The sequence below is a fragment of the Vitiosangium sp. GDMCC 1.1324 genome (assembly GCF_003044305.1).
In the GTDB taxonomy this organism is placed as follows: Bacteria; Myxococcota; Myxococcia; order Myxococcales; family Myxococcaceae; genus Archangium.
The window spans coordinates 271323-290734 of sequence record NZ_PZOX01000007.1; the positions used below are offsets into that span (position 1 = coordinate 271323).

19 protein-coding genes and 1 pseudogene are annotated in these 19412 nt (G+C 69.2%); 6 read left to right on the plus strand and 14 right to left on the minus strand.

Annotated features, from left to right (window positions below):
- Positions 1-18: 18 nt before the first annotated feature.
- The 5 genes from DAT35_RS22210 to DAT35_RS22230 form a co-directional block, all read right to left on the minus strand.
- The gene (locus tag DAT35_RS22210; protein WP_158501827.1) at positions 19-1305 is read right to left on the minus strand and encodes a hypothetical protein; all 1287 of its coding nucleotides are present in this window, start codon (positions 1303-1305) and stop codon (positions 19-21) included.
- 22 nt (positions 1306-1327) lie between these two features.
- The gene (locus DAT35_RS22215) at positions 1328-2170 is read right to left on the minus strand and encodes a general secretion pathway protein GspE (RefSeq protein WP_233261635.1); all 843 of its coding nucleotides are present in this window, start codon (positions 2168-2170) and stop codon (positions 1328-1330) included.
- Between the two features lie 91 nt (positions 2171-2261).
- On the minus strand, positions 2262-3050 hold the full coding sequence (locus DAT35_RS22220) for a ZIP family metal transporter (protein WP_108069106.1): 789 nt from the start codon (positions 3048-3050) through the stop codon (positions 2262-2264).
- A gap of 11 nt (positions 3051-3061) precedes the next feature.
- Positions 3062-3841: an alpha/beta fold hydrolase gene (locus DAT35_RS22225; RefSeq protein WP_108069107.1), complete on the minus strand. Its 780-nt coding sequence runs from the start codon at positions 3839-3841 to the stop codon at positions 3062-3064.
- A 46-nt stretch (positions 3842-3887) separates the two neighbouring features.
- Positions 3888-5252, minus strand: coding sequence for an erythromycin esterase family protein (locus DAT35_RS22230; protein WP_108069108.1), 1365 nt, complete (start codon positions 5250-5252; stop codon positions 3888-3890).
- 189 nt (positions 5253-5441) lie between these two features.
- Here DAT35_RS22230 and DAT35_RS22235 point away from each other — a divergent pair, with 189 nt between their 5' ends.
- The gene (locus DAT35_RS22235; protein ID WP_233261636.1) at positions 5442-5990 is read left to right on the plus strand and encodes a chalcone isomerase family protein; all 549 of its coding nucleotides are present in this window, start codon (positions 5442-5444) and stop codon (positions 5988-5990) included.
- A 36-nt stretch (positions 5991-6026) separates the two neighbouring features.
- On the opposite strand, the pseudogene DAT35_RS22240 reads toward DAT35_RS22235, so the two are convergent.
- The 4 genes and pseudogenes from DAT35_RS22240 to DAT35_RS22255 all read right to left on the minus strand — a co-directional run bounded on the left by DAT35_RS22240 (position 6027) and on the right by DAT35_RS22255 (position 10353).
- A pseudogene (locus DAT35_RS22240) lies at positions 6027-6659 on the minus strand (hypothetical protein).
- A 76-nt stretch (positions 6660-6735) separates the two neighbouring features.
- A complete protein-coding gene (locus DAT35_RS22245; protein WP_108069109.1) occupies positions 6736-7368 on the minus strand; it encodes a pentapeptide repeat-containing protein in 633 nt (210 codons plus the stop codon).
- 11 nt (positions 7369-7379) lie between these two features.
- Positions 7380-9011 (minus strand): hypothetical protein, encoded by a 1632-nt coding sequence (locus tag DAT35_RS22250; RefSeq protein WP_108069110.1) that lies wholly within the window; start codon positions 9009-9011, stop codon positions 7380-7382.
- A 136-nt stretch (positions 9012-9147) separates the two neighbouring features.
- A complete protein-coding gene (locus DAT35_RS22255) occupies positions 9148-10353 on the minus strand; it encodes a cyclic nucleotide-binding domain-containing protein (protein ID WP_108069111.1) in 1206 nt (401 codons plus the stop codon).
- A gap of 291 nt (positions 10354-10644) precedes the next feature.
- On the opposite strand from DAT35_RS22255, the gene DAT35_RS22260 reads away from it, so the two are divergent.
- A complete protein-coding gene (locus tag DAT35_RS22260; protein ID WP_108069112.1) occupies positions 10645-11010 on the plus strand; it encodes a helix-turn-helix domain-containing protein in 366 nt (121 codons plus the stop codon).
- 10 nt (positions 11011-11020) lie between these two features.
- On the opposite strand, the gene DAT35_RS22265 is transcribed toward DAT35_RS22260, so the two are convergent.
- Positions 11021-11437, minus strand: a complete 417-nt coding sequence (locus tag DAT35_RS22265; protein ID WP_108069113.1) for an SRPBCC domain-containing protein — start codon at positions 11435-11437, stop codon at positions 11021-11023.
- 18 nt (positions 11438-11455) lie between these two features.
- Positions 11456-12484: a M28 family peptidase gene (locus DAT35_RS22270; RefSeq protein WP_108069114.1), complete on the minus strand. Its 1029-nt coding sequence runs from the start codon at positions 12482-12484 to the stop codon at positions 11456-11458.
- A 59-nt stretch (positions 12485-12543) separates the two neighbouring features.
- Here DAT35_RS22270 and def point away from each other — a divergent pair, with 59 nt between their 5' ends.
- From def to DAT35_RS22285, 3 genes are all read left to right on the plus strand, one after another.
- Complete coding sequence (gene def, locus DAT35_RS22275) at positions 12544-13146, plus strand: peptide deformylase (protein WP_108069115.1); 603 nt, start codon at positions 12544-12546, stop codon at positions 13144-13146.
- A 115-nt stretch (positions 13147-13261) separates the two neighbouring features.
- Positions 13262-14497 (plus strand): cellulase family glycosylhydrolase, encoded by a 1236-nt coding sequence (locus DAT35_RS22280; RefSeq protein ID WP_108069116.1) that lies wholly within the window; start codon positions 13262-13264, stop codon positions 14495-14497.
- A 102-nt stretch (positions 14498-14599) separates the two neighbouring features.
- Positions 14600-15949: a hypothetical protein gene (locus DAT35_RS22285; RefSeq protein ID WP_108069316.1), complete on the plus strand. Its 1350-nt coding sequence runs from the start codon at positions 14600-14602 to the stop codon at positions 15947-15949.
- Between the two features lie 12 nt (positions 15950-15961).
- Here DAT35_RS22285 and DAT35_RS22290 read toward each other — a convergent pair whose 3' ends face one another.
- The 3 genes from DAT35_RS22290 to DAT35_RS22300 form a co-directional block, all read right to left on the minus strand.
- Positions 15962-17212 (minus strand): Hsp70 family protein, encoded by a 1251-nt coding sequence (locus tag DAT35_RS22290; protein WP_108069117.1) that lies wholly within the window; start codon positions 17210-17212, stop codon positions 15962-15964.
- 95 nt (positions 17213-17307) lie between these two features.
- Positions 17308-18198: a CHAD domain-containing protein gene (locus DAT35_RS22295; protein ID WP_108069118.1), complete on the minus strand. Its 891-nt coding sequence runs from the start codon at positions 18196-18198 to the stop codon at positions 17308-17310.
- Positions 18199-18215: 17 nt separating this feature from the next.
- A complete protein-coding gene (locus DAT35_RS22300; protein ID WP_108069119.1) occupies positions 18216-18764 on the minus strand; it encodes an inorganic diphosphatase in 549 nt (182 codons plus the stop codon).
- Between the two features lie 284 nt (positions 18765-19048).
- Between DAT35_RS22300 and DAT35_RS22305 the strand changes: the two genes are divergently transcribed.
- A complete protein-coding gene (locus DAT35_RS22305; protein ID WP_108069120.1) occupies positions 19049-19360 on the plus strand; it encodes a hypothetical protein in 312 nt (103 codons plus the stop codon).
- Positions 19361-19412: the final 52 nt, after the last annotated feature.

Here is a 19412-nt window from a genome sequence, read left to right on the forward strand (position 1 = left end):
TCGGGCCGCTGCCTGCCTTCAGTGACTCGTGAGGAAGCCAGGCGCCGGGGAGAAGAGCGACTCCGGTGGGCCCAGCAGGCCCTCCGGGTGGGAGGGAGAGGCCCCCTCCAACAGGGGGGCGGGGGCGTCCTGGAGGTGCCGGTCGAAGAACGCGCGCAGGTAGTCGCTCAGCACGCGCCACATCCGGCGGCCGTCGATGGTGCCCAGGGCCCTCCGCGCCAGGGAGCCCCGTCGCAGCGGCAGCAGGCCACTGTCCGTGAAGCTGGCGTGGCCCGCACCGCGAATCTGGACGCTGTAGCCGGGCCGGGCCCGGGCATACAGCCGCTGCCAGGTGTCCACCGTGAGCTCGCGGTTCTCCGCGCAGTACTCGACGGACGCGAAGGCCTTCTGTTTCACCGACTCGTCGCAGGGACGCACGTACTCCGGGTGCTCGGCGAACAGCTCCAGCACCGGCTTGGGGACGCCTTGCTGGCCGGCCTCGCTCCACACGCCTCCATCCAGGTTGGCCACGGCCCGGCACCGCTCGTCACTCGCGCAGAGCTCCACCGCCGCGTTGCCGCCCAGCGAGTGGCCGAAGGCGCCGAGCCGCGTCAGGTCCATCCTCCCGGCGAGCACCCCGGAGCCGGCATCCAGCCGCTCCAGCTCGTCCACCAGCGAGCGCAGGTCCTCCGCCTTCACCCGCGCGACGTCCGCCCGCGTGCGCACGTCCTCCTCATGCGAGGCGCGCGAGACCTTCAGGGCGCCTCCCACGCTCGCCGGACGGAAGAGCCGGAGCCGGCCATCCGCGAAGGCGGAGAGGGGAAGTGCCTCGTAGGTGTGGCTCACGGCGGCGACGATGTAGCCGTGGCTCGCCAGCTCCTCGAAGAGGGACGAGTAGTAGAGCGGCGGAAAACCGGCCGGCGAGAAGACGAGCACGGGATAGCGGGCGCGGGGACGGGCCACGGGCGCTCCCGGCACCGCGTGGGCGCGCACGCGCGAGGCCTGGAATTGCCAGAAGAGGCTGGTGAGGCGCCATCCCGCGGGCAGGTAGGGACCGGGCTTCGTGCCCGGCCGAAGCTCGGCGGGGTACCAGAGCCAGGCGGACAGCTCGCGCCGGCGATGTCCACGGCGGGCGTAGGGCTCCTCGCGGCGCGCGTCCACCCAGTCGAAGGCGATGCGGCCGACGTCATAGGGGCCGGTCGGCTCCGGCAGAATCACCGGGAAGAGCCGGGTGCGCACCCTCCGGAAGAGCCAGGTGAGCGCGGTCGCCCCGAGCACGGCCGTCATGGCCGGGTGCCTCTCGTGGAATCGGGTGGACGTCTTCATGGTCATGCCTCCGGTGGGAGGGTCAGCCGTTCGGGCCCGATTGGGGCTGCGAGGCGTCCCCGGAAGGGGAGCGCAGCCGGCGGATGGCTCGCAGCAGCAGCTCGCCGTCGAGCGGGTTGGCGACGTAGCCCTTCGCTCCGATTTGATGGGCCCGCTCGAGGTCCTCGTCCTCCGAGGTGCCGGAGAGCAGCAACGTGCCAGCGATTCGCGCTTCCCCCGCGAGCAGTCCCTCCATGGCCTGCACCGGGGCGAACACGATGTCCGCGGCGGTCGTGTGCATGACCTCCAGCGGAGAGGCGACCCGGGTCCGGATGCCGTGCCGCGCGAGCGCCCGGGAGATGAGGGTGGCGGTGACGGGAGGCCACGCGTAGAGCAGCAGGGGCAGGTCCGGGCCGCGCTCCGGAGCGGGCTCGGTGGCGGACTCCTGGGCTTCATCCATGAGGCCGTAGAGTCCGCCGAGCGCGTGCGTCAGGGCCGTGTCCGAGGCGAGGTGGGGCTCGACGCGGGGCTTGCCGGAGACGGCGCGCACCGCGTCCAGGGCCTCGAGCGAAGCCGGAGCGGGCAGGGCGACGTGCAGCACCTCGCGCTCTCCCTTCTCGAGCCGGAGGGGAACCACCCGGTACTGCCGGGCGATGCGCTTGGGGATGAGCCGCGTGAGCCTCCGGTCCAGGGGCTCCCGGTCCAGGTCGACGGCCTCGATGCCGAGCTGCAGTGAGAGCGCGCGCAGGACATCCGCCTCGGAGCACACCCCTTCACGCACCAGGGCCCGTCCGAGGGGGACGCGGGTCTCATGGTGGTGCACCAGCCCGAGGCGGAGCTGGGCGCGGTCGATGAGCCCCAGTTCCAACAAGATTTCTCCCAGCATGCGCCTGGCACCGAGTTGCATGGCTGGAACCGTGGCCATGCAGCCCCTGTCCGGCGATGGACATCCGGGCCAGCCCCCGCCGCGCCGCCTGTCAAGGGTGCGTGCCCATCACCTGACGCTCCACCACGCCCGCCACGGCCACGAGCGCCAGGCCCAGCAGGAAGCCGAGCAGGCGTCCGCGCGCCTCTCTCGGGGTCGACCCACGGCGCAGCTCCGGCAGCAGGTCCGTGGCGCCGATGTAGAGGAACGTCCCGCTGGCGATCGCCAGGACGATGCCCTCCAGGCCCTCGACCATGCGCGAGCCCAGCAACACCGCGCCGGCGCCCACCGCCGCGGTGAGTTGAACGCCTCCGAGCGCCAGCAGGGCCCGGGCGCGTGGCATGCCCGCGGCACGCAGCAGTGCGTAGTCCCCGACCTCCTGGGGCAGCTCGTGCGCGATGACGGCCATGGCGGTGGCCACTCCGGCCTGGGGTGAGACGAGGAAGGCCGCCGCCACCGCCGCGCCATCCCCGATGTTGTGCAGCGCGTCCGCCGCCAGCAGCGACGGCACCACGGTGGACGCACTGTCCAGGTGCTCGTGGTGGTGGGGATGGCCGGGGGCGTGGTGGGAGTGGTCGTGGTGATGGGGTCCGAGGAACCACTCGAGGAGGGCGAGGGCCAGGAAGCTCGCGAACGCCCACTGGAAGGCCGCTGGGCCCTCGGTTGCGACGGCCTCGGGGAAGATGTCCAGGAAGACGGCTGCCAGCAGCGCCCCGGCGGCGAAGGCCACCAGGGCCGACAGGTGGCGGGACAGCCAGCGCTCCGAGAGGAGCCCTCCCGCCAGCCCCGCGAGGCCATCCGCCAGGACCGCCAGCCAGATGAAGAGGGAGGTGGAGGACATGGGAGGGGTGCTCAGCCCTGGGTGAGCCAGCGCAGCAGCGCGTCTGGCGCGTCCACGTGGACGAAGTGTCCCGCGTCGGGGAGTGTGACCACCGGGCAGCCCAGGGACTCCATCCGCGCCAGGTCCGCATCGGTGACGTAGTGGGCCCTGCCGCCGCGGATGCAGCGCACCTTCGCGCCCGGCCGGGTCACCGCGGCCCACAGGTCCTCTCCATTCACCCGCCCGTGGAACTCGCCGAGCGACTCGCGGTCGAAGCGCCAGCGCACTCCGCCCTCGGGCGCCGGCTCCAGGTTCATGATGAGCCAGTCCGACAGCGGTCCGGACAGTCCGCGCCCCGTCAGCTCCGCGCGCATCGTCTTGCGGTCGGGCGCGCTGGCGGGAGCGGCCCGGAGGATCTCCAACACCTTGCCGCTCTCGGACTGGCTGGAGGGGATGGGGCTGGGGGTGATGTCCAGCAGCGTCACGCGGGCAACGTCACCCGGGGAGCGCAGGCTCGCGGCGAGCGACACGCGTCCGCCCAGCGAGTGCCCCACCAGGTCCAACGGCCCCTGGAGCCCCGCCGCACGCGCCGTCTCCAGCACGTCCCCGGCCACCGTGGACAGCGTGGCCCCGGGAGGCAACGGCGGCGAGCTGCCGTGGCCCGTCAGGTCCGGCAGCAGGAAGCGGCGGTCCTTGTCCACCTGGCTCCACGCCAGCGCCAGCGAGCGCAGGTTGCGCCCCGTACCGAGGAAACCATGCAGCAGCACCGTCGGCCGCTGCCCCTCTCCCACCTGGAAGCTCTCGAGAATCACGGTCGCCTCCTATAGCCCGAGAGCCTCCGCCTCGCAGCGTCTTCGCTCACATGCCGAATGGCCAGGTGTCCGCGGCATCCTCCTCCTCGTGGCCCGCGTCCCGGTCCAGGGGGTGCAGGGCGCTGGTGACGTCGTAGTGCAGGACCGCGTCGAACTGCGCCGGCAGGTCCGCGTAGAAGTAGTGGCTGTAGCGCTCGCTGTGCGGGGAGTAGATGACGCCGATGGCCCGCTCCAGCCGCCGCTCGCGCAGGCCCGAGCCCGCCTCGCCCAGGTCCTCCATCCGCAGGAGGAAGCCGGGGAGGCCCACCTCGTGGAAGAGCGCCTCGTAGCTGCCCCCGAGCGCCGGGCGCACCCTCCGCCTCAGTCCCGGCGTGTCCCACTGCCGCGCGGCGACGACGGTGCCCGAGTACGTGGTGAAGCCCAGGTTGAACGTCTCCCGGCCATGGCGCTCGCGCAGGAGCTGGCCCAGGTTCAGCTCGCCTTGCTCTCCCATCTGCGTGGCGCGGGCATCCCCCAGGTGCGAGTTGTGCGCCCAGATGACCAGGCGCCCCGGCCCGCCCTCGCGGCGTCCGAGGTATTCGGCCAGGGCATCCGCGGTGTCCGCCATGTGCGTGTCGCGCAGGTTCCAGGACTCGTCGCGCCCCGCGTACATGGTGCGGTAGTAGAGCTCCGCGTCGCGCGCCAGCCGTGCGTTCTGCTCCGCGTAGAAGAGCGCGTCCTCCTCGCGCGCTCCGTCCTTCACCTGGCGCTCGTGCAGCTCCATCAACTGCTCGATGACCTCCGCCTCGCACGTGTCCGCGAAGCCATACGCGGCGGCGTGGCCATAGGCCTGAGGGTCCGAACCGAAGCGGTCGAAGCATGCATAGCGCTCTCTCGCCCGAGCGGCCGCGGTGGGGTCCCTCTTCTCCAGGTAGCGCACCACCTCGCGCATGGAGGCGTGCAGGCTGTAGAGGTCCAGCCCGTAGAAGCCCACCGTGGGTGCACCCTTGCCCCGTGCCGCATTGTGGCCGCGCAGCCACTCCACCAGCTCCAGCACCTCCTCGTTGCGCCACATCCAACGGGGGAAGCGCTGGAAGGCGTCGAAGGCCTTGCGGGCCGTCAGGCGCGGCCCCTCACCGTGCACGTACTGGTTGAGCTTCAGCGCGTCCGGCCAGTCCGCCTCCACGGCCACCGCGCTGAATCCGCGCTCGACGATGAGCCGCCGGGTGAGGGTGGCTCGGGCCTTGTAGAACTCGTGCGTGCCATGGGTGGCCTCCCCCAGCAGGACGAAGCGCGCGTCGCCGATGTTCTCGAGGAGCGCGTCGAAGTCCGAGTCCTCGTCCCGCAAGACCATGGCGGCGGAGCGAACACCATCGATGAGCTCCGGACGGAAGCTCCGGGCTCCTTCCTTGTCATCATCGAATGGATTCATGCCTCTCAAGGTGGGCAGGCGCCCTCGGGGTGCCCACGGCGAGCGGCCAGGCTGGAGGGTTGACGAGCCCCGTCCTGGCGGACAGGTGAGCGCCCGCTGAAGACGGCGGAATCCGAGGAGGGCTGGTCACCCTCCAGGTCCATGACCACCTTAGGCGACATGGAGCCCAGGCGAGAGGATGGGATGAGGATGGAGGGGAAGGGGGCGCGATGGGTGCGGTGGCTGGTGCTGGTGATGGCGCTGATGGCCGGGACGGCCCAGGCCCGGACGATGGGGGGCGTGCTCATGCCGGACGCCATCCATCTGCAGGGCAGGGAGCTCCTGCTGGACCACATGGAGCTCAAGCGGAAGCTCTTCTTCGCGGTCTACGTCTGGGGGCTCTACCTGGAGCAGACGCCGGGCTCCACCCGGGAGGCCATCGACTTCCAGGGACCCAAGCAACTCCAGCTCCACTTCCGGCGCAGCCTCAATCGCGACCAGATGATAGAGGCCTTCCGCGGCTTCCTCTCCCACAGCGCGGCGATGCGATCGCCGGAGATGCGGCGCTACTCGGAGCAGCTCGTCCAGTCCCTGCGGGGCGTGCAAAAGGGCGACGCGCTCCTCATCACCTATCTGCCGGACAAGGGGCTGCTCATCTCCGGCGAGGCGAGCCAGGGCGCGATGATTCCCGGCAAGGACTTCGCGGACGCGCTCTTCGCCGCCTGGCTGTCGGAGAACCCCATCTACGAGAGCAACTAGGCGCGGGGCTCAGATGTGGCTCTCCGCATGGCCACGTCAGTAGACGATGCAGTCGAACTTCTCGATGACAGCCCTGAACGCTTCCTCGGTGGTCTCGCGGCGCTTGGCGAGAGTCGGGGCGTAGAACGTTACAGCCATCGTGCGGGGAGGATCCCTGTACCGCCCCTCCACGATGATCGGGCGAAAACCCCCCGGTCACTGGACGCTGTTGAGCTCGTGAGCTCGCCCAATGGGGTCCAAGATGGTGAAGCAAGGCCACTTGGGAAAGCGAATGGTGGAACGGTCCGAGCCCATGATGCGGCATCCATCCAGCCGGGCCTCGGTGAAGTCGCAGTCCTCAATGGACCCGTGCTGATACCACGGCAGGCTCATGTATTCAGGCCAGTGGCCGAAGTCACACCCTGACAGCCGCCCCTTGAAGCGGCAGCCCTTGAGGGACGCGGCCACCCAGCTCTGGTAATTCTTCAACTCCTGTTTCACCTCGAAGGTGCAGTCGATGAAGCGGGGCTGCTTGAGGCTCAGGCGCCGAGCGGACACTTTCAGCACGAGGGTACAGTTTCTCAGCGTCAGGTTGGGGCCGAGGATGTAGTTGGCCTTCGTGTCCGTCAGCTCCAACCGCTCGTTTTCGATTTCCCGGTCCTCGAAGACGACGTTACCGAGCCAATCCATCACCGCCTCTTTTCAGAAGGTGAGCATCCGGAAGAACTCGCCCGCCATGCGCCGGCCATGCCGCGCCAGGTTTGGGTCAGTACACAATGCAGTCGAACTTCTCGATGACGGCCCGGATTTCTTCGGGTGTGGTCTCGACCAGCTTGGCGGCTGAGGGGGCGTAGTAGGTCAAGGCCCTGGTTCTGGGTGGGTGCTTAGGAAGCATATCCCGAATGAGCTCACCCAAAGGTCCTGGCCACGTGAGGCCGCGGAGTTCGGGGGCTCGCCCGATGGGGTCCAAGATGGTGAAGCAGGGCCACTTGGGAAAGCGAATGGTGGCAGGGTCAGAGCCCATGATGCGGCAGCCATCCAGGCAGGCCTCGGTGAAGTCGCAGTCTTCGATGGAGCCATGCTGATACCACGGCAGACTGCTGTATTCAGGCCAGTGCCCGAAATCGCACCCCCTCAGGTGTCCCTTGAATCGGCAGCCCTTCAGGGACGCGGCCACCCATGCTTGGTAGTTCTTCAACTCCTGCTTCACCTCGAAGGTACAGTCGATGAACCGGGCCTGCTTGGTGCTCAGACGCCGAGCGGGCACCTTCAGCACAAGGGTACAGTTCTTCAGCGTCAGATTGGGGCCGAGGATGTAATTCGCCTTCTTGTCCGTCAGCTCCAGCCGCTCGTTTTCGATCTCCCGGTCCTTGAAGACGACGTTACCGAGCGAATCCATCGCCGCCCCTTTCAGAAGGTGAGCATCCGGAAGAACTCGCCGGCCATCCGCCTGCCATGCCGCGCCAGATTCGACGCCGTCCCGGAGAGAATCTCGTACCGGGTGCCCGTTGCCGGGTCAACCACGTCGACGCCCTTGCTCAGGCTGAAGTCGTAGAGATGCTCGAATTGATCTTTCACTGTGCGTTGCACGTAGCGCCCCCGGGCCTCGCGCTCCAGCAACCGCGCCAGCCAGTATTCGCCCTGCTTTTCGGCTCTCTGAATGGCGGCGAATTCCTCAGTCGAGAGCCTGTGGGGTCCCCATTCATTGGCGGCCCGGGTGACGGCCTCCTGGAGCATGTCCCCAATCTTGTCCTCGACAGGAATATCCGCAGCCGATTTGCCACGTGGCAGGTGCCAGCGCTGGCCATCGCTGAGTTCTATCTGCCGGTTGCCGCCCCGGTGACGGATGACGGTTTCGGCGGAGCGGCCCCCCGGAGCCGTTTCGCCACCACCTACTCGCCCCTTCTTGAGCATCACCACGGCCATGGGGCCCTGCGGTGAGGTGGCCACCGTCTCCGCCGCCGCCACCGCTTTGGCCAGGGCCCCCTCCGTCGCGAGCGCCGCCTCCGTGGCCTCCAGGCGCGCCATGACAGCGGCACCGCCCTGAGCTTCGAACTGTGCTCCCGCGAGATTGAATCGCGGAAGTGACTTCACTCGCGCCACCACCTGCCCCAGCGTGTGCCCGGCGAGTGTGGACACCGCCAGAATCATGGCCCTCGCCGCGTCCTCGCCCAGCACCTTGCTGAACTCCTCGCCTGCCGCGCGCAGTTCCTCGAAGGTGGTGGCGTGGTACGCCGTGTCGGCCATGCGGGCCCAGCCGTCCATCAGCTCGTACACCGTCTTGAGGCCCAGGTAGCCCATCAGGATGAGGGTCATGCCGGCGGCCAGGGCCTTGCTTGTCGGCTCGGGTACCACCCACATCATGCAGTAGAGAGCAACCGTCCAGACAACCATGGAGACGAGCGCCTGTACGTTCAGCAACTCGCGTCCCAGGGCCTCGCGCGTCTCGTCGAGCACGTTGCCGAAGGCGAGGGCCAGGGCCAGCGTGCGCCGGTCGTCCGTGCGCAGGTACGGGTCATCGTCCAGCAGGCCCAGGCAGTCGCCGCCGCCCCGGGGCTCACACCACTTGAGGTACTTCTCCTTGAGGGCTTGTTCGGCCTGGGGGGTGAGAACAACGAGGCCCTCCTGGCGCTCGAGTATCCAGGTGACGCCCTCGCCGCGGTGCTGCTCCAGCGTCCAGTAGCCTGTCGCTGCCACCTTGGGGTCGTCGGGTGGTGTCCCCAAGAGGCTCAGCAATTCATGGGCGGCCTGCCGTGGCGTCTTGTGCTTCAGCCGCACGTCGCGGGAGAGGCGCAGGACGGCTTGCTGGAACTCGGCCCTGGGAATGGGCACCGGCCGGGTGGCAACGGCACCGGGCTCCATGAAGTCCGCGACGTACACCGTGGCGGACTCGAGCCCGGGCTCCGAACGGTAGCCCACGAAGCTGCCCCGTGAGGTGCTCGTGGCACATGCGAACTGGAAGAGGACGATGAGAGCCCAGGCGCCAACACAGGAGCCCAGACGCGCTCCCGTAGGGCGAGCGCCAGGAAGACGGGTGGACACGGCGCACCTCCCGGAAGCGACGCGGCCTGAAAGCCGTCGCTCTGGAATCACACGGAAATGCGGGTGCGCCCGTCAAGTCGCCGGATTGGCCGAGGGGGCAAGGGCCGTTGCTGGTTGACGGCCCCCGGCGCGGGGCTCAGATGAGGAAGGAGCCCTGGACCTGGGCGCCCTCGGCGAGCATGGCGGCCGTCCTGTCCAGACGCTCGCGGCTGAGCTGGGTGAGGGTGCGGCGCACCTCGGGGTGGGGCAGCACCAGCTCCTTGACGGTCTCCTGGTCGAGCACCAGCAGCAGGCACGTGGTGGCGGCCCGCACGGTGGCGGTGACGCGCAAATCCAGCAGCAGGGAGATCTCCCCGAAGACGGCGCCCTCGGTCATGTCCGGGTAGGGCCGCTCGCCGCCCTCGGCGTCCTGGTGCGACACGGAGCAGCGCCCGCGCAGCAGCAGGTGGAGCGCGTGGCTGCGCTGGCCCTGCTGGAGCAGCACGGTGTCCGGCTCCACGGAGCGGCTCTGGAAGCGCTGGGCAATGGCCCGCTTCTGCTCCTCGGGCAGGGGCTGGAAGACGGGGCTGGACTTGAGCAGGTTGTCCAGCAGCCGATCCTTGTAGAACTGTTGCACCACCTGCTCGAACGCGGGGAAGCGGGCGCCGAGGTCGCTGAGCATCTCGCGCGTCACCTCCAGCAGGGTGCAGTCCCGGGTGGCGATGACGCTGGCCGTGCGGGGGGCATCCGAGATGAGCCCCATCTCTCCGAAGAAGGAGCCCTCGCCCAACTCGGCGAGTGTGCGCGGCGGAGCGTTCTCGGGCGTGTGCACCACGCGCACCGTGCCCTGGACGAGGATGAACATGGACCTGCCGCGCTCTCCCTCGGTGATGATGGACTCGCCGCCGGCGATGCGGCGCATCTCCAGCAGCCCGAGCAGGGCCAGGAAGACGTCCCGGGGGAGCCGGGAGAACAGGGGCGTGGGCGCGGGCCGGGGCTGCTCGGGAGTGGCGTCCTCGGCGCTCTGCATGGCGATCAGACTGGCCAGGTTCTCCTGCGTCTCCTGGTGGTCCGGGTCGATGGCGAGGATGAGCTTGCAGGCCGCGATCGCGTGGATGGTCTGGCCCTCGGCGGCGTAGCGGATGGCGAGGTAGTGGAACTCGCGGACGGCCTCCTGCCGGTGGCCCAGCTGGGCGAGGAGCTCGGCCACCTTGAGGCGGGCGGCGGTGTCATGAGCGTTGAGCTCCACCGCCTTGCGGTAGTCGGCGAGGGCCTCCGCGGGTCTGCCCTGGAGGATGTTGGCGGCGGCGCTGTCCTTGTACTTCCGGACGAGCTGCTGGGTTTCGGCGGGGGGGATCGCCACGGGGGTACCTCCAAGACGGATGCCGCAGGTGCGACGGTGGGGGGGACGGTCCGGGCGCAGTCCCGGCCGTAGCCGCGGCGCATGATCTGCGAGATGGCGAGCCGGGTAAAGCCACAGGATGTGCCAGTCGCGCGACGTGAATGCGTGGCTATCGGGGTTCACCGGACTCGGGGGCTCGGAGCCGGGGGACGTGAAGGCACCCCACGTCTTCGACGCGGACGCCGGGAACGCCGATATCAACCTCAGGAGTCAGTTCCAACGGGACGCTTTTTGAAGTAGTGTCGCGCGGACATGGAAGACCTCGACAAGCTGAAGCGCCACCTGGGAGCCGTGCTCCTCACGGCCCGGGAGCGATCGGGGCTCACCCAGGCCGACGTGTCCTCCTTGGTAGGGCTCGTTCCCGCAGTCTATGGCCGCATCGAGCGCGGGCAGATGCTGCCCAGCGTGCCCACGCTGCATAAAATCTGCGTGACGTTGAACCTCTCCGCCAATGCGCTCCTGGGGCTCGGCGCCGAGTGGGAGCTGGAGGACCTCCTCCCGGAGCCGCAGGCCGAGCCCGCGGAACTGCGCCAGCTCAGGACCCTCCTTCACTCGCTCTCACCCGAGGAGCTCCGGACCCTGGGGGCGCTCGCCTCCGCCATCGCTCACAAGAAGTGAGCGGGGCACCTCACATCCGGCGCCGCATGGCGAGGTAGCGCGCCAGGGGTCCCCAATAGGTGCTGCGCCAGCCCTCGTCGAGCCACTCATAGGACTCCGTGGGCACGCCCACCTGCGTGAAGGTGAGGCGCGTGCCGCGTCCCATGGGCGCCAGGTCGAAGGTGGCGATGGAGTAGTGGTGCTCGGGCCACTCGCGATGCCTCCACGCCTGCACGATGCGGCGTCCGGGCACGAGCACCAGCGTGTAGCCGCTGTTGCGCCCTCCGCAGGTGACGAAGGCCCCGCCCTCGCGTGCGTCGATTTCCGCGTCGAAGCCGGTGAAGGCGGCGTGCTGCTGGGCATCCATCAACGCGGCGTAGACAGCGTCCGGCGGAGCCGACAGCTCCACCGACTGCTGCACGTTGCGGACCTCGAGAGGCTGGCTCATGGTTTTCCGCTTAAGAGCCTATTTCGGGGAGGATGCCAAGCCTCCTCCCACGCTCTGCCCACCGAGTGTGTCGATGGCGCACTGGACTCCCTGCACCACCTTGGCCATGCGCGCGTAGTCGAGCGTGTCCCAGGTGTCTTCCGGGGTGTGGTAGTGCGTGTTCCGGAAGAGGGCGGTGTCGGTGAGCATCACCGCGGGATAGCGCTCGTCCCAGAAGCTGGCATGGTCGGAGAAGTCCACGCCCTCGAGGCCGCGCGGAGCAGCGAGTGATTCGGAGGGAAGGTCGGTCGCGGCGCGCAGGGCCTGGTGCACGGTGTGAATCAGGTCCTTCTCGTCACTGCGGCCCACCACGGCGATGAAGTTGCCCTCGGTGGGGTAGCGCAGCTTGAGCGCGGCCACCGGGTACTCCTGGCTGCCGGAGGCCTGGGAGAAGTAGCCGATGCTCTCCACGGAGAGCATCGCGCGCACCTTCACGTCCTGCGAGCGCAGTGCCCTCGCGTGCACCTTGCTGCCCATGGTGCCGCGGCGGAAGTGGGGCGGCTCCTCCAGCGTGAAGCCGACGAGGTCCACCCGCATTGGCGGAGGGTGCTCGCCCAGCCAGGCCGCGAGCTCCAGCAGTCCGGCCACCCCGCTGGCGTTGTCATCCGCGCCGGGGGCGCCCTCCGCCGCGTCGTAGTGCGCGCCGATGACGAGCCGCTCTTCGCTGTCCGGGCCAAAGGTGGCGATGACGTTGCGGTAGCTTCCAGTCCCCGCCGTGTACGGCTCCGAGCGCACGTGCCCGCCCGCCCGGGAGAGCGCGTCGGAGATGTAGCCCGCGGCACGCTCGAGGTTCTCCGGGTGTCTGTGGTCTCGCGGGTGGAATGTCTCGCTCAGGGTGCGCACGTGGGCCTTCAACCGCTCGGGGTCCACGTGGCCGGGGGTGCAGCGCGTGGCCACGGGCTCGGGCGAGGGGCTCTTCAGCCAGCAGGCCGCCGCGACGAGGGCGACGAGCCCCGCGAGCAGGCCGAGCACCCGGTTGCGTCTCCGCGGATTCCGAAGGAAGTCCATGCGGCTGTCATATCGCTTCCGCCCACGAGCAGTCTCTCGACGGGGTATCTTCGCGGGCCATGATGCTGAAGATCGTTCAGGCAGGAGAGCCGGTGTTGCGCCGGCGCGCGAGAGACCTCACCCCCGAGGAGATGACGAGCCCGGCGATCCGGCAGCTCATCGCCCTCATGCGCGACACCATGCGGGATGCGCCGGGCGTGGGGCTGGCCGCGCCGCAGGTGGGCGTGGATGTGCGGCTCGCGGTCATCGAGGACCGGGCCGAATACCACACGGGCGTTCCACCGGCGGACCTCGTGGCGCGCGAGCGCGAGCCCGTGGCCTTCCACGTCATCATCAACCCCCGCCTCATCGTGGAGGACCCGACGCCGGTGGAGTTCTACGAGGGATGCCTGAGCGTCAGCGGCTTCTCCGCGCTGGTGCGGCGGGCGCGCGCCGTGCGCGTGGAGGCCTTCGACGAGAATGGCCAGCCCATCACTCTCTCGGCGCGCGGCTGGTATGCCCGCATCCTCCAGCACGAGATAGACCACCTGGACGGCACGCTGTACATCGACCGGATGGAGCCGCGCAGCTTCACCACGCTGGAGAACCATCGCCGGCACTGGGCCGCGCGTCAGCTGGCGGACGTTCGCCAGGCGCTCGGTCTGTCCGAGCCTCGGGGCTGAGCACGCCTGTGAACAACGAGAGCCACCGGAGGGCGACGGCGTGTCTGTTTCCCAGATAGTGTGGAGCGCATGTTCCAGAGGGCCTGGCAGGGGACCCTCCCGCCGCGAGTCGCGCATGCGTGCCTCCTTCCTGTCGGTGTTGTTGCTCTCGATGACGGCGTGTGGCGAGGACGCCCTGGAGGTGCTTCAGGAAGAGGCCTCGGACTGCCCCGAGGCGCCCGCGATGCGGCTCGGTATAGCGCCCCCGGCGGCGGTGGTGCTCAACGCGTACTACCTCCAGGAGGACGCCGCTCGTGATGTGCGGCGGGGCCGTACCGAGTCTCCCTCCGTGGAGGAGACGTTCGCCAAGGCCGCGGCGCTCGGCGCATGGGCCGTGCGCACCAACGGCTACAACGACGCGGCGGACAAGCGCGGCGACACCGCCCTCCAGGTGGCTCCGCTGGAGTACGACGAGGTGTCCCTGCGCGGGCTGGACCTGGTCCTCACCCGGGCGGCGGCGTACGGGGTGAAGCTCGTCCTCCCGTTGGGCAACTACTGGGACGCCTACGGAGGCGCGCGGCGGTACGTGGAGTGGGCGGGGCTGCCCGAGCCGGTGGAGGGAGACGCGCGCTTCTTCACCGAGCGCGCCGTCATCGAGCATTACAAGGCGCACATCTCGCGGTTGCTCTCGCGCGTCAACACCTTCGACGGGCTGCGCTATGGCGAGCACCCGGCGGTGCTGGCCTGGGAGCTGCTCAACGAGCCGCGGGGCAAGGGGCTGGACGCGGACGGCGTGGCGATGCGCGCCTGGGTGGACGAGGTGGCCGCGGTGGTGAAGCACTACGCGCCCGGGCACCTGGTGGGCACCGGCGAGGAAGGGTTCGACACCTCCTTCGCGGGCTACGACGAGCTCTACTGGCGCGCTGCGGTATCCCACTCCCTCTTCGAGGGGGGCACCAGCTACCGCCGCAACACGGCCTCGCCCCTCATCGACTTCGCCAGCGTGCACTTCTACCCGGAGGCCTACGGGGTGGAGCGGGAGCACACGGCTCGTGCGGGCGCGCACTGGTTCTCCGAGCACGCGGCCATCGCGCGGGACTTCGGCAAGCCGCTGTTCATCGGTGAGTTCGCCGTGCGCAACCGGGAGGGCTTCACGCTCGACGAGCGGCGGGCCATGTACCGCGGCTGGTTCCGTTGTGCGTGGCGCACCGGAGTGGGCAGCAGCAGCCCGTGGATGTTCGCCAACGATGCCCGGCCGGACGAGTGGGACGACTTCACCTTCTACTTCCGCGATGGCACCGTGCCGGCGGATTCACGCAATCGCTATGCGGACCTCGTCATCGAGGCCGCGTCGCTCACTGGCAAGCATTGAGACTCCTTTTCGTAAAGAAATACATGCACAGGGGTTGTCAGGATTGACAGGAATGACCAGTTTTTCCGCATGGGGGGATTCATGATGCGGAAGGACAGCGGTATGAGAATTCCAAGCCGTGTGGCCGTGTGGCTGTGTATCGGGGTGCTCTGCCTTGGGACTCGGGCCCGGGCCGAGGAGGAGCAGTGGACGCGCGCGCTCCGGACACAGCTCGAGAAGAGTTGCCAGGAGGGCTCGGCCGGAGCGCTCTGTGCGCTGGAAGGTCTCGAGCGCCGGCGGCTCTTCGAGGACATCTACGAGTACAGCCTTCGTCTCCAGGTGGGGCCGGGGGTTCATGACGTCATCACCCTGCATCGCGTCGTGCGCGAGGCCTCCGCGGGAGTGCCAGTGCGAGCGCCGAAGTCGGTGTTCCTGGTGCATGGGGACGTGTGGGGCTTCCGGGGCGCGTTCCTGTCCAGCGCGGAGAGCACCGAGGTGCTGCGGCAGCAGTCCTTCGCCATCTTCCTGGCGCGGCAGGGCGTGGATGTGTGGGGCATCGACCTGAGATGGGTGCACGTGCCCGCGACGGTGACGGACTTCTCCTTCATGAAGGATTGGAACCTGGGCCTGCACGCGCGGGACGTGGGCCTGGGACTGGCGCTGGCCCGGAGCATGCGCGTGCTCGACGGTAACGCCTGGGGGCGGATGGCGCTGCTGGGTTGGAGCCGGGGGGCCGCGGTGTCCTACGCGTACCTGAACGCGGAGACACAGTTGCCGCCGGAGTTGCGCCAGGTGAGCGGCTTCATCCCCGTGGACATGGCCTACACGCTGGAGGAGCCGCTCCTGCGCGAGAATGCGTGCAAGGGCTACGCGATCCTCGACAGTCAGCTGAAGGCGAAGGTCTATGGAATCGATATCGGCGCCAGGCTCCAGCGGATTGGAACGCTCGCGCTCTCTCGTCCCGAGGAGCCCTCGCCCATCCGGGCAGGGTTGACCAACCGGCAGCTCGGGCTCTTCGTGGGCTCGGCCACCTACGCGTTGCAGGAGCCGGTCATCATTCCGGAGTACCACTTCACGGGAGGCCAGTTCTCGGGTTTCGTCCCCTCCGGGCTGTCATGGACGCGCGAGCGTTTCTTCTTCGAGGGGCTGATGCAGGCGGCGCCCTATCAGAGCCTGGGCGAGCAGGTGGACACCCTGGCGATGTGGTGCGGTGCGCCGGACGTCCCGTATGACGATCACTTGAGTGAGGTGACCGTGCCGGTGCTGTACATGGGCGCCGCGGGCGGCGTGGGCTCCTTCGGCCTCCACAGCCTCACCCTGCTGGGGAGCACGGACGTCTCCTCCCGTGTGGTGCAGCTCCTTCCGGATGCGTCCGCCCGTCCGGTGGACTTCGGCCATGTGGACCTGTTCGAGGCGGGCAACGCCGAGACGCTGGTGTGGACGCCCATCCTCGACTGGCTCAGGCACCACTGAGGCGCGGCGGGCTCAGAGGGATGCCGCGGCCCGCCCGAGGCCCTCGGCCACGGAGGTGAAGGCGTCCCGGGTGCGCACGCGCCCCTCGCCGAAGCGCTCGGCGTAGAGCCGGCGCACGGCGGGAATCTGCGACGAGCCGCCCGTGAGGAAGACGGCATCCACCTCTCCGGCGCCCTCGCAGCGCTTGAGCAGTCCTTCGGTGACCTCGCGCAGCTCGGTGAGGAGGGACGCGGAGGCGGTCTCGAACTCGGCGCGGGTGATGGGCTCGTGCAGGTGGATGCGCGCCTCCTCGAAGTCGAGCGTGGTCTCCTCCTGGGAGGAGAGCTGCACCTTGGCGGCCTCGATGGCGCGGAAGAGCCGGTAGCCGAGGTTGTCCATGACGAGGTCGTACAGGGCCTCGGCCTCCGCGGGCTTGTCGCTGGACTCGAGCATCAGCTCCAGCAGCTCCTGGGTGGACTTCTCGCGGATGAAGGACATCTCGTGCCAGGAGAGCAGCTTGGCCATCACGTGCTGGGGCACGGGCAGCCGCTTGTCGCTGAAGCCCCGCAGCTGGTAGGTGGAGCCGGCGCCGAAGCGGGGCAGCAGCTTGTGGCGCATGATTTCGGCGTCGAAGCGGTCACCGCCGATGCGCACGCCCGTGGAGCCCACCACGTCCGCGCGTCGATCCGGGTTGCCCCGGCGCGAGGGCCCCAGCCGCATCAGCGTGAGGTCCGTGGTACCGGCGCCGAAGTCCGCCACCAGCACCAGCTCGTCGCGGGTGAGCTGCGCCTCGTAGGAGAGCGCGGCGGCGATGGGCTCGATGAGGAACTGGACGTGGGTGAAGCCGGCGATCTCCGCGGCGCGGCGCAGGCGCTGCTCGGCGAGCACATCGGCCTCGGGGTCCGAGGAGAAGAGGGCGGGGCGGCCGAGCACGACGGACTCGGGGGCACCGCCGGCATGGGGGGCGGCGGCCTCGCGCACGCGGCGCAGCAGCAGGGCGACCAGGTCCTCGATGAGCCAGGTGCGGCCGCGAATCTGGGTGGCGCGGAAGGAGGCGCTGTGGAGGAAGGACTTCACCGACTGGATGAAGCGGCCGGAGTGGTCCTCGAGGTAGCGGGTGATGGCGGGGGCGCCCGTGTACACCTCGCGCTCGTCCTCGGGGAAGAAGATGACGGAGCGGTAGAGGCGCGGGTCGCTGTAGCCGGGCGAGATGGGGAGCACCGTCCCGTCCGGGAGAGCGATGGCCGTATTGCTGGTTCCGAAGTCGAGTCCGCAGGCGGGCATGGGGGGCGGACCTCTACTACATCCCCTCCGCCTCCGGGAGGGGAACGGGAGGGTGGGTCGGGTCTCATACCCGGAGTGCGGCACCCCCTGCGCGTCTAATCCAGCAACTGGCGCAGGCCACGGGTCAGTTTCTCGGCATGCCAGCGTTGCAGCTCGCGGGCTGTCCGGGCCGCGCGCTCGGCACGTTCATCGCGCACGCGCTCCAGCAGCTTGCGCGCGGCGGTGCGCTCGGGGGCGCTGCCCTCCGAGGCGAAGCCTTCGAGCAGCCCCAGCCGAACGTCCGAGTCGTGCAGCTCGCCCAGCAACTCCTGGAGCGACACCAGCGCCTCCAGCAGGGCCTCCATCCTCCGGCGCAGGGCGGGGCGGAAGAGCTCCGCCTCGTAGCGGAGCTTCTTCACCGTCTTGCGCATCTCGTGGGCGATGAGGGCGTCCGGAGCGGCTGAGTAGTCCCGCATGATCCTCTCCAACTTGCGCAGACGGCGGCGGAGCTGTCGGCGGACACGTTGACCTCCGTAACGTCCAGGGCCGTCCATTTGCTTCGCCTCGTGCAGGATCGCGGGCACCGTCCGCTTGTCCCAGCGAGCCAGCACGCGCCGCAGCTGCTTCTCCTTCGCGCCGAGCCGGGACTCCACACTCGAGCGCAGGGCCTCGAGCCCCGCGCGCTTCGAGGGCTTTTCCTCCCGGGCCACGTCTTTGAGCCAGGCTCCCTGCACGTGGACGTCGCGCACCTCACCGAGCGCGTCCTGGAGCTGCTTCACCTGACGCTCCAGCGGTGCCAGGTTGCCCAGGGCGCGGAACACCTTCAGTGCCGCGCGCAGGCGGCGGGTGGACACGCGCATGTCGTGGACGCCGTCCTCGGTGAGCTTCTGGGTGAGCGCGTCCTCCTCGTGGCGCACGTCGGCCAGGCGGCTGTTCAGCAGGCGGCGGGCGGCCTCGGCCAGCCGGCTCTCCGGGCCGAGCCCTCGGATGGGCGTGGGGCTGGGCATGACTTCTCTCTCTTTCTCTAACGCCGCGCCTTCTTCTCGTATCGCCCGGCGGCCTCGTCGATCATCCGCTCCGCCGCGTTGGGTCCCTCCCAGCCGAGCACCTTCATGTCCTTGTCCGTGAAGGCAACGGCGGCGGTGAAGAAGTGCTCCAGCTCCTCGCGCTCCCGGCGGGACAGCTCGCGGATGTTGCTCAGGTTCTCCGCGCGCGACGCGGGGGTGGGGACGACGAGTAGCCGGTCATTGTGCTCCCGGCCACGGCCTCGCGACTTCTTCTGCTCCACCTTCAGTACACCGAGCGCCCGGCAGGGCAGCACCACCCCGGGGTAGGTGGACTCGTCCCAGTACACCAGCGCGTCGAGCGGATCCCCGTCCGGCGCCTCGGTGCTGGGGACGAAGCCCCAGTCGAAGGGGTAGCGCAGCCCGTGCACCAGGGGCCGGGAGATGGTGAAGACGCCGAGCTTCGGCTCGTACTTCAGCTTCACCGTGGAGCCACGGGGTGATTCGACGACGACATGGAAGGCGCCGCCCGTGCCTCGCAGGGGCAGAGCGGTGAGGTCCGCGTGCATGGTGTCGAAGCTCGGACGGACCCTCCGCCAGTACAAGCGCCACCGGAGGCGAGTTTCACCTCGGCAACCTTCGGGGCCACGTCATCCGGTGGCGGATGCCAGGAGTGAACGCCGGGCGGCGTGCGCGGCGCCGAGGCCTCCGAGTGTGTACCAGGCCACGGTTCGGATGCCCGCCTGCCAGGTGTTGGAGTGAGCGGCTCGCTTCCCCCTTTCCAGGTCACGCGAGCAGCCGGCTCCAGTTCGTCTCCGTGGCTGGGACGGAGGTCCTTGCCCAGCTTTGCAACATGCCCGTCCTATTGGCGATCTTCTCCCTCTTCGTCCCGCGTCTGGTGCTGCTCGTCGTGTGGTTCTTCACCACCTGGTTCCGGGGCATGTTCGACACGTTGCTCTGGCCGATTCTCGGCTTCGTCTTCCTGCCCACGACACTGCTCTGGTACTCGGTCGTACAGCACTGGTTCGGCGGGCAGTGGACGCTCTGGCCAATCGTCGGGCTGGTCATCGCGTTGCTGATCGACGTGGCGCCGAGACACCGGGGAGAGCGCGGCCCGGCTCCTCCTGCTCGCGAGAGGCGCTCTCGACGCCCCGCTCACGCGTAGCCACTCAGCGCCTCCGCGAAACACCGGAGTCACTCTGTCTTGTTGAGCCCAT